A 16,031-nucleotide genomic window follows, 5' to 3' on the forward strand; every position below is an offset into this window, starting at 1 on the left:
CGTCAGTACCGTCCGTGGCGGTGCGGGAAGTAGTCCTCCAGCGTCCCGTCCCGTTCGATGTCGAAGGTCGCGCAGTGCAGCCCGCCGCCGAACGGGCCGACCGCTCGGAACGGCACCGGCACGATCTCGAAGCCGTACGAGGAGAGCTGGTCGGCCAGCGGCACTTCCTTCTCCTCGATGCACAGGGTGTTCGGGTCGAGGTTGAGCATGTTGCCGGCGAGCCACGGGCTGCAGTACGACAGCCTCGGCTGGTGCTCCCAACTGGCCGGCTGCACCGCCTCGATGACCTCCCAGTCGTTGCGGCGGAAGAACTCCATCAGCTCGGCGTCCGCCAGCCGCTCACCGCAGTGCAGCACCAGTCCGGGGCGGAGCGGCACCCAGGTGGCGTCGATGTGCAGCGGGTGGGTGTTGGTGGAGGTCACCGCGTGCACCCGGAAGTCGGGGAAGTGGCTCTTGAGCCAGCGGTATCCGCCGCGGTTGGTGACGAACGACAGCTGGACGAACAGGTCCTTGCCGAAGCGCGCGATGTCGGCCGCGTCGAACAGCGGCTCGGCCTCGGTCAGCACCAGGTCGTAGTCGCGCACCCGGGCCAGCTGCTCCTCGGTGCCGAGGGTGTTGTAGGTGTCCCAGAAACCGGGCTTGTAGGAGGCGTCGGTCAGCCGCGGCTTGGGCGCCGCCTCCCAGCGCATGTTCTCGTCGGCGTCGAAGAGGCGCTGCAGGAGCGGCCGGTAGCAGAGGTACTCGAACCAGCGGCTGCGGTACGACATGGTCGCTTCGAGGATCTCGTTGCCGACGGTCAGCAGCAGATCGCGCGGCGGCATGCAGCCGGACATCGACTCCTGCGACCAGTCGGGCGTGCTGACCTGCTGACTGAAGTCGAGGGGGGTGGGGCGGTCGACGCGGATGCCGCGGCGGCGCAGCAACTCGGCGAAGTTGTCCAGCTGTTCGTTGGCCTCGGCGGTCATGTCGGCCGGCATCGGGCCGTAGGTGCCCAGCGGGAAGCCGTCGTCGGGGAAGTCCCGCCGGACGGCCGGTTCTGGGGCCTGTACGACCGTGTTGTCGGCGCGTCCGACGACGACATGCCGCAGGGGGTCCCAGCCGTTCCAGGAGTTGACCTTCAGGGGCCGGGTGGCCGGATCTGCGGCCGTCGTGCCGTACTCAGTCACGTGCAAACCCTTCGATAGGGGACGTGGGAGACACCCGAGCAAAAGTGAGGCAGCGGGGGCGGCAGCGTCAAGAGCGGATCTCCGGAGTACCGGAGTTTTTGCGTCAATTCGCCGACGGGTTTGCGGTGGTGAACCCCGGAACGGAATGCGGCCCGGCCTGCCGTACGGGCGTTTCCGCTTTCCCCGGCCGGCCATTGGGGGGCGGTGGAATTTCTGGCCGGAAAGACTCCCGGGGGTGACGGGCGGGATACGCGGGGTAGATAGCACGCCGGTTCCGACGACCCCGACGGAGGAGATCATGGTGGGACGTGTCTCCCGTTCAGCGGCGGCCCTGGGGGCTCTCGCGGTGCTGGGGCCGGCGGCCGGCTGCGGCGGGCCGGTCGCGGCGGGCCGCTCGGGGGACCTGACGGTGTGGCTGACCGTCGACGCCCAGGAGAGCTGGCCGGATCTGGTCTCGGAAGTCAACGACCGGTTCCGCCGGACACATCCCACCGCCCACGTCACCGTGCAGTACCAGCAGTGGACCAGCAAGAACCAGAAACTCGACGCGGCACTGTCCGGGCGGCAGGTGCCCGACGTGGTCGAGATGGGAAACAGCGAGACCACCAATTACGTCGTCAACGGGGCGTTCGCACCCGTCGATCCGGCGCGGTTCGACCATTCCGGAGAATGGCTCGGGGCGCTCCGCGACGCCTGCCGCAACGACGGAAAGACATACTGCGTGCCGTATTACGCGGGCCCCCGCGTCGGTATCTACCGCACCGATCTCCTCCATCAGGTCGGCGTGGACCACGCGCCGCGCAGCTACCCGGAGTTGCGGGCGGATCTCGACAAGCTGAAGCGGAAGTTCGGCGCCGCCGACCGGAATTTCTCCGCGTTCTACATGCCGGGCCGCTACTGGTACGCGGCGATGGCGTTCGTCAAGGACGCGGGCGGCGAGATCGCGGTGCGCAAGGACGGCCGCTGGCAGGGGTCGCTGTCCTCGGCGGCGTCCGTCAGGGGCCTGGCCGCCTGGAAGGACCTGCTCGACGCGTACTACGTGGGCGACCGGTCCAAGGACAACGGCGACGAGCCGGCGGTGGTCGGCCAGGGCCGCGTCGGCATGTTCTACGGCACCACCTGGGAGGCCAGGGCCGCGACGGACAGCAGGTCGGGCGGCAGCCCGCAACTGCGCGGAAAGTTCGCCACGTTCGCCTTCCCCGGCCCCTCGGGCGGACCGCTGCCGCCGTTCCTGGGCGGCTCCACCCTCGCCGTCCCCGCCAAGTCCGCGCACCGGGACCTCGCCCAGGACTGGATCCGGCTGTTCACCGACCGCACCTCGCAGCGCCGGCTGATCGCCGCCGACACCCTGCCCAACAACACCGCCCAGCTGCGGGAGGTGGCCGCCGGCGGCATCGACGGCCCGGCCGCGCAGGCCGCCGGGCGCGGCTGGATGACCCCCCTGGCGCCGGGGTGGGGAGCCGTGGAGAAGTCCCAGGTCCTCCAGGAGATGCTCCAGGACATCGCGACCGGGAAGCGGTCGGTGGCGGATGCGGCACAGGCCGCGGACCGCCGGATCGACGCCGTGATCAACGAGAACTGACGGCCGTGGGGACCGCGGAGCCGCAGCCGCGCGCGCGGCGCACCGCCCGGCGGCGGGTGCTGCCCTACCTGCTGATCGCGCCGACCGTGCTCGCCCTCGCCGCCGTCCTCGGCTACCCGCTCGCCGACCTGGTGCTGCTGTCCTTCCAGGACATGACCCGCCGCGAGCTCTTCTCCGGGACCGCGCCGCCCTGGGCCGGACTGGCGCACTACCGGTCGATCCTGACCGACGGGTTCTTCTGGACGGTCCTCGGGCGCACCGTGCTGTTCACGGTGGTCTGCGCGTCGGCGACGATGGTGCTGTCGATGCTGGTGGCGCTGCTGATGCGGCGGGTGGCGCGTTGGGTGCGGACGGTCATGACCGGGGTGCTGGTCGCCGTGTGGGCGATGCCCGTCATGGTCGCGGCGTCCATCTTCCGCTGGTTGTCGGACGCCGACGACGGCGTCGTCAACTGGCTGCTGGGACAGCTGCCCGGACTGGACTTCGGCAAGCACAACTGGTTCGAGGACCCCTGGCAGGGATTCGCCGTGATCACCGGTGTCGTCGTCTGGGGCACCGTGCCGTTCGCCGCGGTCACCCTGCACGCCGCGCTCCTGCAGATCCCCGCGGAATGGGAGGAGGCGGCCCGCGTCGACGGTGCCCGCGGACTCCGGCTGTTCCGGCACGTCACCTTCCCCGCGGTCAAACCGTCGGCGGTTCTGGTCACCTCGCTCTGCGCGATCTGGGATTTCGGGGTGTTCAACCAGATCTGGCTGATGCGCGGCGGCCAGCCCGAGAAGGACTACTACCTTCTCGGGGTCTATTCGTTCACCGAGTCCTTCGCCGTCAACCGCTACAGCGCGGGCGCGGCCCTCGCCGTCCTCACCGTCCTCATGCTGCTGGGCGGCGCAGTCGTCTACATCCGCCAGCTCGTCCACCTGGGGGAGACCGAGTGAACACAGCACCCCGCACCGGGAACCGGGGCGTTGCGCGGAACCGGGAACACCCGAAATCCCGGCACCGCGGAAAACGGCGACCCGCACCGAACGCACTGGGCCTGCTCTTCAGCGCGCTGATGGCGTTCCCGATCTACTGGATGCTGCTCACCGCATTCCGGCCGGCCGACGAGATCCACGCCAGTCCGCCGCGGTTCTGGCCGGACCGGCTGACCCTGGAACACTTCCACCGGGCCCTCGCCACCCCCACGTTCTGGGCCAATGTGCGGGCCAGCGTCCTCATCGGTGCCGGGACCGTCGCCGTCTCCCTGCTGATCGGCACGCTCGCCGCGTTCGCCCTCGCCCGCTTTGCGTTCGCCGGGCGCAAAGCCCTGGTCGTGGTGATCCTGGGAGTCCAGACGATTCCGTCGGCCGGGCTGATCATTCCGCTGTATCTGCTGCTCAGCGACGCCGGACTGACCGACAGCCTGCCCGGGGTGATCCTCACCTACCTCGTCTTCCTGCTCCCCTTCACGGTCTGGCTGCTGCGCGGTTTCGTCGCCGCCGTCCCCGTCGAGCTGGAGGAGGCCGCGATGACCGACGGCTGCACCCGGCTGGGCGCCTTCCGCCGGGTCGTCCTGCCGCTGCTCGCACCGGGGCTGGTGGCCACCTCCATTTACGCCCTGGTCCAGGCGTGGAACGAGTACGTGCTCGCCTATGTCCTGCTGTCCAGCAACGACAAGCAGCCCCTCAGCGTCTGGCTGGTGTCCTTCCAGACCGGCTTCGGCACCGACTACGGCGGTCTGATGGCCGGCGCCACGCTCACCGCGCTGCCGGTGGCGGTCTTCTTCGCGCTCGTCCAGCGCCGGATCTCCGCGGGCCTGGCGACCGGCGCGGTCAAGGGATGACCCGGACTTTCACCGTACGCGCTCACCGGTGCACCGCTGCCCCGGTGGACGGACCCTCCGCACGTACCCGACCTTGCAGGAGAACACGTGACGTTCGACCGTCTCGACCTGGTGTCCAAGCTCTACCAGCCGACCGGCTGGCCGCGGATCCTCGAAGCCGCCTCCGGAGGACCCTCCAGCGGCCCCCTGGTCGTGGACCTGGACCCGACGACCTTCTGCGATCTGGCCTGCCCGGAATGCATCAGCGGAAAACTGCTCAACCAGGGGCGCTTCACCCCCGAACGGCTCGCCGAACTGGCCGGGGAACTGGTGGAGATGAAGGTCAGGGCGGTGGTCCTCATAGGGGGCGGCGAACCGCTCGCCCACCGCGGCACCCGCACGGTGCTGCGGGTCCTCGGCGAGGCCGGCATCGCCATCGGCGTGGTCACCAACGGCACCCTGATCCGGCAGAACCTCGCCGAACTGGCCGCCTACGCCTCATGGGTACGGGTCTCCGTCGACGCCGGCACCAGCGACACCTACCGGCTCTTCCGGCCCGACCGCAAGGGCCGCAGCGTCTTCGACAAGGTCATCGGCAACATGCGGCTCCTCGCCGAGGCCAAAGCGGGCGCGCTCGGCTACTCGTTCCTCGTCATGACCCGCCAGGAACCGGACGGCAGCGTCGTCAGCAACCACCACGAGGTCTTACAGGCCGCCGAACTCGCCCACGACATCGGGTGCGACTACTTCGAGACCAAGGCGATGTTCGACGACGGGCACCACGTCATCCAGGTGCCGGACGGCATCCTCGCCTCTGTGGAGGAGCAGCTCGCCAAGGCGCGGCAGTGGACGGGCGACGGCTTCGAGATCGTCAACTCCTCGACCCTGACGTCCCTGCGGAACCGGGTGGGACCCGTCCAGGAGAAGGACTACCACCGCTGCCCCGTCGCCGAACTGCGCACCCTGGTGACGCCGTCGGGCGTCTATGTCTGCTCGTACCACCGGGGCAACGCCGGGGCCCGCATCGGCGACGCGGTGACCGAGAGCCTGGCGGACATCTGGCGCACCTCGGACCGCGGCATCGTCGACCCGAGCCGCGACTGCCGCTTCCACTGCGCGCGCCACCGCTCCAACCTCGAACTCGACAAGATCAGGTCCGGAACGGCGGCGGGGACCCTGGGGGTACCGGAGGCCGGGAGCGAGGAGGACCCGTTCATCTAGCGGAACCGTTCATCCGGCGGACCCGCTCATCCGGCCTCCCGCCCCGGGCAGTTGGCAGGCCGGCGGCCGCCGGAACCGCCGGCTCGCCGGGGCGGGACCGCCGGCCCCCGGTCCCGCGCACGGAACGGCCCGGGGCGCCGGCCCCGCCCTACGGGGCCGGCGCCCCACCGGCCGCGTCTACGGGGCCGGCGCCGCCGCCAGCTCCGGCGCCAGGCCCGCCGCCGCCCGGGTCACGAGCACCCGCGCCCGCGGATGCGCCGCCCCGAGAGCCCGCCGCAGCCGGGCGGCCGCCTCCTCCGCGTCGGCGGCCGGGCAGACCCCCACCAGCGCCCCGCCCCCGCCCGCCCCGCTCAGCTTCAGCGGCAGGCCGGCACCGCGCAGCGCCACCTCCCGCAGCTCCTCCAACAGCGGCGTGGACATGCCCTGGAGGTCGCGCATCGCGGCGTGCGCCTCGCCCATCGCACCGCCCAGAGCGGCCGGATCACGGCGGCGCACCGCCTCCCAGACGGCGGCGGACGCCGCGTCGCACCGCTCCCGGTACGCCGCGAGCCGGGCATCCCCGGCCGCCAGCTGCGCGCGCACCGAACGGATGTGGTCGCCGGTGTCCTTCCTGGTGGCCGAGTCGAGCACCACCACCGCCCAGTCGTCCGGGAAGTCCACCCGGCCCACGATCTCCGGCAGGCCGCTCGTCCGCCCGTCGAGCAGCAGCAGACCACCCGCGATCACCGCGAGGTGATCCATCCCGCCGCCGTTGAAGTACCCGAACTCGAACTCGTACGCCCACTGGGCCAGCGTCCGCGCGGACAGCGGCGCACCCGGCGCCGCCACCCCGGCGAACGCCCGGAACAGCGCCACGATCAGCGCCGTCGACGACGACAGGCCGCTCGCCGCCGGCGCGTCGCTGCGCACCGTCACGGCCGGCGGGCGGGCCCCCGCTCCCGGCAGCCGCCGGCGCAGGAACGCCCACACCTCCTCCGCCCAACTGCCCGCCCCACCACCGGAACCGGACCCGCCCGGCGGCCGGGCACCCGGCGCCCGTACCGTCACCGACGTGGTCAGATCCAGCGCCAGACTGACCGACCGGCCGCCCAGCCAGTCCAGATCCTCCCCGGACAGGCACGCCCGGCACGGCACCGCCGCGCCCCCCGCCGGAACCCCTCGAACCGCTCGCGTCATCGTCATCGGGCCTGGAACTTTCCGGTCGAGCCGAACTCCCGGAACATCTCCAGGACCACAGCGGTGGGCGGATGCAGCGGTCGCGGTGGATCCGCGAGCGCCCGGAACTGCGCACCGGTCACCTCGTCCCGGCCCGGGGACAGCTCCCCGGACCAGCGGCGGGCCCAGAAACACAGCGCGAAGCAGTGCGTGACGTCCCCGTTGGGGTACGTCAGGGTGTGCACCTCCGGGTCGGACAGCGACCCGAAGGCTTCCAGGTCGGCCGGCGCCACCCGCAGACCGGTCTCCTCCGCCAGCTCCCGCACGGCCGTCCCCGTGAAGTCGCTGCCCTCCTCGCACGCCCCGGCCGGCAGCTCCCACACGCCGTTGTCGGCGCGCCGCTGGAACAGCCCCCGGCCGGCCCCGTCCAGCAGCAGGACCTGCGCGCCCGGGACCAGCAGCGGCCGGCTGCCCACCTGCTGCCGCAGGGCCCAGAGATACGAGCCGACATAACTCACCTGTACGTCACCTTGCTTCCGTTTCACGGGTATTCGTCCGCCTTCCCGGCGGCAGGCTGTCATGCGGCCGGCCCGGCGGCCAGCCACCCCGGCACCGCATGGGGTGTCGCGGACAGCCACCGCACATACCGCTCCACACCCGACCGGACGTCGATCCGCGGCTGCCAGCGCAGCAGTTCACGGGAGTGCGCGGTCGCGGCGTACCCCCCCAGCGGATCGCCCTGCGGCAGGGGGGTGGTGACGAACCGCGAGGCAGGGAAGTGCGGCGCGATCAGCTCACCCACCTCGCGCACCGAAGTCGGCACACCGGTACCGACGTTGACCGTCTCCCCGGCCATCCGCTCCTCGATCAGGGCCAGCGCGGTGGCCGCCGCGACATCCTCGACGTGCACCAGGTCCCGCACCTGCACCCCGCCCCCGTTGAGCCGCATCGGGCGGCCCAGCCGGGCCTGCATGGACAGCCAGGCCACCATCCACGAATGGCTGCCGGGTTTGGGGATCTGCGGATCGCCGTACACGGAGAAGTAGCGCAGCACCGCGTACTCCGGGGTGTCCGGGCCGCCCAGCAGCAGCCGCGTCTGGTGCTCGGCCCACAGCTTGGAGTTGGCGTACACCGACACCGGGAGCAGCCGCTGGTCCTCGCGGAACACCTGCGGCCCCCGTACGGAGGGATCGCCGTCCCCGTACACCGCCGCCGAGGACACCAGCACCAGCCGCCGCACCGTGGACGCCGCGGCCTCCTCCAGCACCACCTGGGTGCCCTGCACATTGGCCCGGAAGGCGATATCGGGCCGACGGGTGCAGGCGGCCACATCGGCGTACGCCGCGGCGTGCACCACATAGTCGGCGCCGTCGAGCACCGTACGCACCGCTTCGCGGTCGCAGATATCCCCGACCACCGTCTTCGCCCCGAGACCGTCCACCCCGAACAACGAGGTGTGCGCCGATTCGGGATAGGCGTCCAGCCGGTCCAGTACCGTCACCTCGGCATCCGCCCGGCGTAATAGGGCAACCAGCCGGCTGCCCACCAATCCGGCGCCACCGGTCACCACCACACGGGCGTCCCGCAGTTTCTCCAGCCGGGCCGCCACCGATTCCCCCGGATCGCCGCACGCCGCACTTCCCACGCCATTACCGGTGCCGATACCGATACCACCGGTGTTACCAGTGCCGTTCGCCGTCGCCGACATGGAACCCTCTCCCTGTGCACGAGACCGCCCGACCTGGGCCAGCGGTCAGCATGTCGGTCGCGGAATGCCGCTACCAGAGCGCGATTTCGGCAGTCTTGCCGCGCTCCCGGCCACCGCCGTACTGTCCGGATCCACCTGTGCCGGAATGCCCGGCACGGCGAAAAGCGCCGGAGGAAAACGATGACGCGATATCGGCTGAGCGGTGCCGTGATGACCCACCCGAAACGCCGCGCGGCAGCGGAACGCCTGGCGCAGGCCGCCCCGCCGGGCGCATTACGGGTCGTCATGGACCCGGACCCGGCCGGGAAACCGTCCGTTTTGCGGACCGCGCTGTGCGCCTGGTCGGCGATCGAGGACGGCGCCACTCATCAACTCGTCGTCCAGGACGACATGATCCTCTCCGATACGTTCTTCACCCGCGCCCGGATGGCGGTCGAAGAGATGCCGGACGCGGCCCTCGCGCTTTTCGCGCTCTGGGACTCCAGAAACGGCGCCGCGGTCCGATTCGGCGCGCTGGCCGGAGCGCGCTGGGTGGCCGCCGTCAACGAGTACTTTCCGTGCGTCGCCATCATTCTGCCCAGGGAAGTCGCCGCCGGATTCGTGGCTTTCGGCCGACGCCATCTTGACAGCTGGCCCGACGACATCCTGATGAACCACTACTTACGCGCGCACGGAATCCCCGCATACGTTTCGGTACCCAGCCTCGCCGAACACGAGGACCACGGCAGCATCTCCGGCAATGCCTTCCGCGGACCGCGCCGTTCGGTCTGCTTTCTGCCCTCGGACGTTCCCGGTCGCGAAGACGCCCGGCTGAGCGGACTGCGGGTGCTGCCGTTCTTCAAACACGGCGTCGCGCAGTGCGCGGTACGCGCCGGCGCCCCCGGCGACGACCCCGGCCACTGGCTCCATCTCACCTGCGCGCAATACCTGGAGGGCTGCGGCGTACGCCCCGGAAGACCGCAACCGGCCATCGTGGGAATGGCCGAAGCGAGCGGCCCCGCCGCGGCCACCGGGACCTGGCTGACGGCCTTCACGATGGGATTCGTCCAGCAGCGGGACGGCCACCGCACCACCGCACTCGACGGCGGCACCGCCCCCGCCCCCGACCCCGCCGTCCTCGCCGAGGCACTGGCCACCGTGGGCCCAGGGGGCATCAGTTACGCCCGGTCCGAGGAGCGCATCGCCGAACTGCGGGCGGAACTCGCGCAGATCACCCTCGCCGGCGTCGCGGCCGGCCGCGAGGCGGCCGACCGGCAGCGGGCCCGCCCGGCCCGCCCCCATACCGCAGCCCCCCTGCGGGTCGGCGTGCTCGGGACCGCGACCCCGCTCACGGAACACCTCGTACGGGGCCTGGCCGACGCCGGACACCGGATCACCCTCCTGGGGCGCCCCACCGCCCCCGACGAGCCCACCGCCCCCGCTCGGCCCGCCGGCCGCCCGTACGACGCGCTGCTCGACCTGACGGCCCTGACCCCCCAGCACCCGCCGGTTCCCGCCGCCGCCACTGCCGCCGACATCGTCTGCGGCACCTCCTCCACCCCCACCCTCACCCTCAAGTACCGGGACACCGCGGGGCAGTTCAGGGACGTGACCGTCCGCGTCGGGGAGCTGTACGGCCCCGGCTGCCCGCACGACACGCGGATCGGCCGCCTCGTCTGGGACGCGTTGCGCAGCTACCCGCTGACCGTCGAGGACCCGGACGCGGAGCTGCGCCCCCTGCACGTCGGTGATCTGGTCGGCGCGCTGTCCGCGATGCTCCGCACGCCCCCGCCGGACGGGACGACCGGGCTGGCCGACGCCCCGGTCACCGCCGCCGAACTGGCAACGGCGGTACAGACGGCGGTCCGCCCCGTACCGCTCGCCGAGGCACCGCCGACAGCGTCCGCGGCACCCCCGCGCCGTACGGAGGAGGCGCCCTGGCCCCCGGCCCCGCCCGGCTGGAAACCCGCCACGGACCTCGTCCACGGGCTGCACACCCACGCCCAGTGGCTGGCCTACGAGGGCATCCATCTCGCCCTGGACGTCTGACCGGTCAACCGCCGAGACCTGTACGACGGGTCAGGTGGCCAGGGCCGGACAGGCCCTAGATGACCGGCGGCCGTCCCAGCCGCGTCATCCGCCACACCGTGCGCCAGCGCATCGGCCGCCGCCGTCCGCAGGGGGTCCGCACACCCTCCGCGAACCCGGCGGCCCATGCCCGCATGCCCGCCGCCGAGCGGCTGCGGACGGCCGTCAGGCCCGCCCAGACACCCAGATACAGCGGCACCAGCAGCACCGGCAGATGGCGCTTCGCCAGCCAGACGCGGTTTCTGGCCACCATCCGGTGGTAGACCGCGTGCCGGGTGGGCGAGGTGTACGGGTGCTGGAGCACGATCTCCGGCGCGTAGCGGATGCGCCAGCCGTCGTCCAGCGCCCGCCACGCCAGGTCGGTCTCCTCGTGTGCGTAGAAGAACTCGTCCGGCCAGCCGCCGATCCGGTCCAGCATCGGCACGGACAGTGCGTGACCGCCGCCGAGGAAGGTGGTGACCAGGCCGCCGCGCTGCGGGTCGCCGACCCGCAGCCGGGGGACGTGGCGGCGCTGGGTCCGGCCCCGCTCGTCGGCGATGCGGAAGCTCACGACGCCCAACTGCGGGTCCCGCTCGTACAGTTCCGCCAGCCGGCTGAAGACGTCCGGGCTGATCAGCAGCCCGTCGTCGTCCAGGTCGACCACCACGTCCAGCTCGCCGAGCTTGCGCAGCTCGTCCAGGGCGACGTTCCGGCCACCGGAGACCCCCAGGTTCTCGCTCAGCGACAGGCCGGTCACGCCATCGGGAAGCGGGGGCAGCGGCGAGCCGTTGCCGACGACCACGATGTGCGTCGCCGGGAGGTCCTGCTTGGCCACCGAATCCAGCAGCTCCTGGAGTTCGGCGGGGCGGTTCCCCATGGTCAAGATGGCGACGCCTACGCGCAGATGACGCACAGATGAACACTCCGTCCTTGGCGGTCTCTCCAGCGATGCTAACCGCCGCCACGGACCGCGGAGTGCCACGACGCAGGCCCGGCGACATCGCCACCGGCTCGTTCCGTCGGGTCATCCCACGGGTCATCCGCGGGTCATCCCACGAGGTCGTCCCGCGGAGTCATCCCTGCGGGGCGTCCTGGCCGGCGAGGGTGCTCGGTCGGCCGGCGAAGGCGATCTCCGGACTGAACCGGTCCTCGTAGCCGTCGGCCAACTCGCGCAGCGCCGCCGCCCCGTCCCCGTAGTACGACGACCCGTGCATCACGGCCAGCGTCCTCGGCGACAGCCGGGCCAGCGACCGCATCGTGGCCACCGCCGCCGTCAGGCACGACGTCTGACGGAACAACTCCTCCGCGTCGAGCGCGGGCCCGACCAGGTCGTGATCGGTGATCGGCGGGCCGTCTCCGAGGTGGGTGAACAGATCGCCGCACAGCAGCGTGCCGGTGGTCTCCTCGAACAGTACCCGCGCCTCCCAATTGTGCGGCACGTGCGGGGTGTTGAGGTTCATCACCCGGCGCCGCAGCACCTCCTTGCCGCCCAGGTCAAGCGTTTCACCGTGCGCCATCGGGCGCGGCGGCCGGTCGGCCAGGTCGTTGAGCGAGACCAGGCACCCCTGAAGGCCGTGCGCCACCTCGGCATGCGGGGCCGCGGCCAGGAACTCGTTCATCGCCCCGCACTCGTCGGCCTCCACATGCCCGAAGGCCAGCCAGCGCAGCTGGTCCAGCGGCACGACCCGGCCCACGGCCTCCGATACCAGGGGGAACAGCCGCCGCATGCCCGTGTGGAAGAGCAGCGGCTGCTCCGCGTCGATGAGGAACTGGTTGAACGTGAACCCCGCCGGTGCTGCCACGTCGGGAACGTAGGTGGAGATCCGGTAGATGCCGTCGGCGATCTCATCGACGCGCGTCTCCATGGGCCGGCACCTCCTTCCGGGCAGGCCCCCCGTCCATCGTAGGGCGGCGATCCGGACCATCGCAGCCCACGCACACACCGCGATACGCATCCTGATTCCCCCCCCGCACTCGCCAGGCAGCGCCGCGTACGTCGGGCAGCGCGGCGTACGGCTGCTGTCCGCAGCCCGCGCGGCGTGGGTGAGCACCGGCTGACTGCGGACGCCGGAGAGCCTGCTCGCCACCCGCCTGCGCGAACTGGACGCGAACTGGAGGTGCATCACGCCGATCCGGCTGCCGACCTGGCCGCCGGCTACACGTCCCCCGAAGTCCCGCCGGGCACCGCGCGCCGAGCTGACTCACCGGGCGCATCGCGGACGGCGCCGGCCTGTCGGTGCCCGGCCGCGCAACGGTGCCGCCGGCCCGTACTGGATCTGACACCGGAAGCACGGGACCGCGCGGCCGGGCGTCCAGGGGACCGGGTGTACCGCTCTCGGTGCCCGGCGCGGCCTGAATGGGGGCGTGCGCTTCTCCCAGGGCGCCGTGCGATGTGCCACACGGCGGTATGGCGATTCCCGAGGGGCGGGATGTCTAGGAGCGGCTGGGGTGGGCAGGGGAGCGGGACGGTCCGGTGTACGGAATACGGTGCGGGTCGATCCCGTTGCGGATACCGGACACCGACCGGACCGACGGGACACCGACCCGGACATCGTCAGCAGACCGGAAGCAGGGAAGCGCGTATGAGCACCGTGGAGCTCACCAAGGACAACTTCGACGAGATCGTCTCCGGCAACGATTTCGTCCTGATCGACTTCTGGGCCGAGTGGTGCGGGCCCTGCAAGCGGTTCGGCCCGATCTTCGAGAAGTCGTCCGAGAAGCACGACGACCTGGTCTTCGCCAAGGTCGACACCGAAGCGGAGCCCGAGCTGGCCGCCGCCTTCGAGATCCAGTCCATCCCGACCCTGATGATCGTCCGGGACAACATCGCGGTGTTCGCCCAGCCCGGCGCGCTGCCGGAATCCGCCCTGGAGGACGTGATCGGCCAGGCCCGCGGACTCGACATGGACGAGGTCCGGGCGTCGGTCGCCGAAGCCCAGGCCCAGCAGGCGGCCCAGCAGGGAGAGCAGGCGCAGGCCGAGTGAGCGAGCTGCTGCTGATCCGGCACGGCGAGACCGAGTGGAGCAGGGACGGCCGGCACACCAGCTGGACCGACCTCCCGCTCACCGCCGACGGCGAGGAGCAGGCCCGCGCGCTGCGGCCGGTGCTGTCCGGCCGGAAGATCGGGCACGTCTACGCAAGCCCGATGGCCCGCGCACTGCGCACCGCCGAACTCGCCGGGCTCCCGACGCCGCAGATCCTCGACGACCTGCGGGAATGGGACTACGGCGGCGACGAGGGCGTCACCACCGCCGAGATCCACCGCAGCAGACCTGGCTGGTATCTGTTCAGCGACGGCGTCGCCCCCGGTCCCGCCGACCACCCGGGGGAGACACCCGAGGAGGTCGGTGCGCGCGCCGACCGCGTACTGGCCCGCATAGCGCCCCATCTGGAGGCCGAAGAGGGCGATGTGGCCCTGGTTGCGCATGCGCACTTCCTGCGCGTACTGACCGCCCGCCGCCTGGGCCTGCCGGCCGCGGCGGGCGGACTGTTCACGTTCGGCACCGGCGCGGTCGGCGTCCTGGGCACCGAACACGACCGCCCCGCGGTCATCGCCTGGAACGCCCGGAGCCTGTGACCGGAACGCCCGCCGGCCGGGCCCGCCCGGCCAGCCGGGCCGTCGCACCGCCTCTGTAGCCGTCGCACCGCCTCTGTAGCCGTCCCACCGCGCGTCGGACTTCCCACTACGTCGGACTTCCCACTACCGAGCCACAGGGCTACGGAGTCACCGAGCCACAGAGCTACCGAGCCACAGAGCCACAGAGCTGCGGAGCTACCGATCTACCGATCTACTGGGCTACGGAGCCATCGGATCGAGGTGCAGGGGCTGCACCTTGCCCTCGATCATGGCGCCCAGCCCCTGCACCGCGCAGGTGCCGGGCCGGTCCGCGATGTGCACCGGCATCGTCGTCGCCTCGTGGATCATCGGCTCCAGCCCCGGGATCACCGCGCTGCCGCCCGCCAGCATGATGCCGCGCTCCCCGAGATCGGCCACGAGGTCCGGCGGGCAGCGCCGCAGCACCGCCCCGATACCGTCGAGGATCGCGGTCAGCGGCGTGATGATCGCGCGCCGTACCCTCTCGGTGTCGACGTGCACGGAGCGCGCCAGTCCACTCACCACATCCCGCCCGTGCACCTCGGTGGTGCCCGGCGTCAGCTCGCCCTCCCCGGCGAACATCAGATGCAGCGGGCGTACCGACTGGCCGGGCAGCATCAGCTCGTGGTGCAGCCGCAGATGCTGGATGACCGCGTGATCGATGGCATTGCCGCCCACGGGGACGGTCTCGGCGGCCACGATGGAGCCGAGGGACAGCACCGCGACCTGGGTGGTGCCCGCGCCGCACACCACGATCATCGTCGCCTCCGGCTGCTCCACCGGCAGCCCGCAGCCGACGGCGGCGGCGACCAGCGTGTCGACCAGTTCGACCCGCCGCGCACCCAGCCCGGTGAGGGTCTCCACGGCCGCCCGCTGGGCCAGCGGCTCACTGCCGTACGGCAGGCAGACCGCGGCCCGCATACTCGGCCGGCGCCGCCACGTCTTGCGCAGCTTGTCGCCGACCAGGTGGCGCAGCAGCCGCTGCGCCATGTCGATGTCCACGACCGTCCCGTTGGAGACCGGCCGGACCACCTTGATGTAGTCGGGGGTGCGGCCCTCCATCACCTCGGCCTGAGCGCCGACGGCCAGCAGCGAGCCGGAACGGGTGTTGACCGCGGCGACGGTCGGTTCGTCGACGACCAGCCCCTGGTTCTTGACGTACACCCTGGTCCGGGCCGCACCGAGGTCGACGGCGGCCGAGCAGCGCCGCAGTTGGGCGAGGCAGATGGTCATGGTGGATTCCTCCCCGATGGGCCGGTCTGGCCGTCCCCGGTGGGCCGGTAATGGACGCAAGCGCCCACACGGGAGCGCTCGTGCGCCATCCTCCGGGCCCGATTCCCACCCCGCTCGTCGAGCGCGTCCGCCCGGGGGACGGAAGAGGGGAAGGCGGGGCGAAGGGGTGACGGGAACGGTGACGCGGGCGGCACGGCGACGGAGACGGAGGCGGGGAGGGGGTCGGGGAAGGAGCCGGGAGCCGGGGGAGGTACGGGGCAAGGCGCGAGGGAAGGCGCGAGGGAACGCGGCGGGGCTGCCCGGCCCGGCCCGCCTCGGCGACTCACGTGCTCATGCCGCACCGACGCACGTACAACCCGGCCTAGGGATGTCCCGGCTCACCGACGTCCCGGCTCACGGACGCACCGCCCCCATGGTCTCCGACGAGCCGGACGCATACCTGACGCCATGTCACCACCGCGCTACCGCCGTCCACATCGGCGGGCTCCCCACGCCATCGATCGCTCGCGTCCGCACCCGCCGGT

Annotated in this window: 14 protein-coding genes; 7 read left to right on the forward strand and 7 right to left on the reverse strand. The window is 71.9% G+C overall.

Annotated elements, in window-relative coordinates; genetic code table 11:
* Positions 1–2: 2 nt before the first annotated feature.
* Positions 3–1,166 (reverse strand): serine/threonine protein kinase, encoded by a 1,164-nt coding sequence (locus tag GR130_RS07035; protein WP_159503903.1) that lies wholly within the window; start codon positions 1,164–1,166, stop codon positions 3–5.
* A 298-nt stretch (positions 1,167–1,464) separates the two neighbouring features.
* Between GR130_RS07035 and GR130_RS07040 the strand changes: the two genes are divergently transcribed.
* The 4 genes from GR130_RS07040 (at position 1,465) to GR130_RS07055 (ending at position 5,770) form a co-directional block, all read left to right on the forward strand.
* Positions 1,465–2,748, forward strand: a complete 1,284-nt coding sequence (locus GR130_RS07040) for an extracellular solute-binding protein (RefSeq protein WP_159503904.1) — start codon at positions 1,465–1,467, stop codon at positions 2,746–2,748.
* 5 nt (positions 2,749–2,753) lie between these two features.
* Positions 2,754–3,683, forward strand: coding sequence for a carbohydrate ABC transporter permease (locus tag GR130_RS07045; RefSeq protein WP_236572885.1), 930 nt, complete (start codon positions 2,754–2,756; stop codon positions 3,681–3,683).
* On the forward strand, positions 3,680–4,570 hold the full coding sequence (locus GR130_RS07050) for a carbohydrate ABC transporter permease (RefSeq protein ID WP_236572887.1): 891 nt from the start codon (positions 3,680–3,682) through the stop codon (positions 4,568–4,570). The genes GR130_RS07045 and GR130_RS07050 overlap by 4 nt, the downstream gene beginning before the upstream one ends.
* Before the next feature lie 87 nt (positions 4,571–4,657).
* Entirely contained in the window at positions 4,658–5,770 is a 1,113-nt protein-coding gene (locus GR130_RS07055) for a radical SAM protein (protein ID WP_159503905.1), read from the forward strand.
* Between the two features lie 177 nt (positions 5,771–5,947).
* On the opposite strand, the gene GR130_RS07060 is transcribed toward GR130_RS07055, so the two are convergent.
* From GR130_RS07060 to GR130_RS07070, 3 genes are read right to left on the reverse strand one after another with little or no spacing between them, the layout of a single operon-like run.
* Positions 5,948–6,952: a mevalonate kinase family protein gene (locus GR130_RS07060; protein ID WP_159503906.1), complete on the reverse strand. Its 1,005-nt coding sequence runs from the start codon at positions 6,950–6,952 to the stop codon at positions 5,948–5,950.
* On the reverse strand, positions 6,949–7,443 hold the full coding sequence (locus tag GR130_RS07065) for an NUDIX domain-containing protein (protein WP_201304821.1): 495 nt from the start codon (positions 7,441–7,443) through the stop codon (positions 6,949–6,951). The genes GR130_RS07060 and GR130_RS07065 overlap by 4 nt, the downstream gene beginning before the upstream one ends.
* Positions 7,444–7,502: 59 nt before the next feature.
* On the reverse strand, positions 7,503–8,633 hold the full coding sequence (locus GR130_RS07070; RefSeq protein WP_159503908.1) for an NAD-dependent epimerase/dehydratase family protein: 1,131 nt from the start codon (positions 8,631–8,633) through the stop codon (positions 7,503–7,505).
* A gap of 180 nt (positions 8,634–8,813) precedes the next feature.
* Between GR130_RS07070 and GR130_RS41295 the strand changes: the two genes are divergently transcribed.
* Positions 8,814–10,661 (forward strand): hypothetical protein, encoded by a 1,848-nt coding sequence (locus tag GR130_RS41295; protein ID WP_159503909.1) that lies wholly within the window; start codon positions 8,814–8,816, stop codon positions 10,659–10,661.
* Between the two features lie 55 nt (positions 10,662–10,716).
* Here GR130_RS41295 and GR130_RS07080 read toward each other — a convergent pair whose 3' ends face one another.
* Both GR130_RS07080 and GR130_RS07085 read right to left on the reverse strand, forming a co-directional pair.
* The gene (locus GR130_RS07080) at positions 10,717–11,592 is read right to left on the reverse strand and encodes a glycosyltransferase family 2 protein (protein ID WP_159503910.1); all 876 of its coding nucleotides are present in this window, start codon (positions 11,590–11,592) and stop codon (positions 10,717–10,719) included.
* Between the two features lie 160 nt (positions 11,593–11,752).
* On the reverse strand, positions 11,753–12,544 hold the full coding sequence (locus tag GR130_RS07085) for an MBL fold metallo-hydrolase (protein ID WP_159503911.1): 792 nt from the start codon (positions 12,542–12,544) through the stop codon (positions 11,753–11,755).
* Positions 12,545–13,261: 717 nt separating this feature from the next.
* Here GR130_RS07085 and trxA point away from each other — a divergent pair.
* Positions 13,262–13,663: a thioredoxin gene (trxA, locus tag GR130_RS07090; protein WP_159503912.1), complete on the forward strand. Its 402-nt coding sequence runs from the start codon at positions 13,262–13,264 to the stop codon at positions 13,661–13,663.
* Positions 13,660–14,256: a histidine phosphatase family protein gene (locus tag GR130_RS07095; protein WP_159503913.1), complete on the forward strand. Its 597-nt coding sequence runs from the start codon at positions 13,660–13,662 to the stop codon at positions 14,254–14,256. Before trxA ends, GR130_RS07095 begins: the two co-directional genes overlap by 4 nt.
* 219 nt (positions 14,257–14,475) lie before the next feature.
* On the opposite strand, the gene GR130_RS07100 is transcribed toward GR130_RS07095, so the two are convergent.
* Positions 14,476–15,507: a rod shape-determining protein gene (locus tag GR130_RS07100; protein WP_159503914.1), complete on the reverse strand. Its 1,032-nt coding sequence runs from the start codon at positions 15,505–15,507 to the stop codon at positions 14,476–14,478.
* Positions 15,508–16,031: the final 524 nt, after the last annotated feature.

It is taken from the genome of Streptomyces sp. GS7 (assembly GCF_009834125.1).
GTDB lineage: Bacteria > Actinomycetota > Actinomycetes > Streptomycetales > Streptomycetaceae > Streptomyces.

Coding starts and splice junctions, on each gene's coding strand:
- GR130_RS07070 (WP_159503908.1), bottom strand. CDS start 8,633: ATGTCGGCGACGGCGAACGGCACTGGTAACACCGGTGGTATCGGTATC.
- trxA (WP_159503912.1), top strand. CDS start 13,262: ATGAGCACCGTGGAGCTCACCAAGGACAACTTCGACGAGATCGTCTCC.
- GR130_RS07040 (WP_159503904.1), top strand. CDS start 1,465: ATGGTGGGACGTGTCTCCCGTTCAGCGGCGGCCCTGGGGGCTCTCGCG.
- GR130_RS41295 (WP_159503909.1), top strand. CDS start 8,814: ATGACGCGATATCGGCTGAGCGGTGCCGTGATGACCCACCCGAAACGC.
- GR130_RS07100 (WP_159503914.1), bottom strand. CDS start 15,507: ATGACCATCTGCCTCGCCCAACTGCGGCGCTGCTCGGCCGCCGTCGAC.
- GR130_RS07085 (WP_159503911.1), bottom strand. CDS start 12,544: ATGGAGACGCGCGTCGATGAGATCGCCGACGGCATCTACCGGATCTCC.
- GR130_RS07060 (WP_159503906.1), bottom strand. CDS start 6,952: ATGACGATGACGCGAGCGGTTCGAGGGGTTCCGGCGGGGGGCGCGGCG.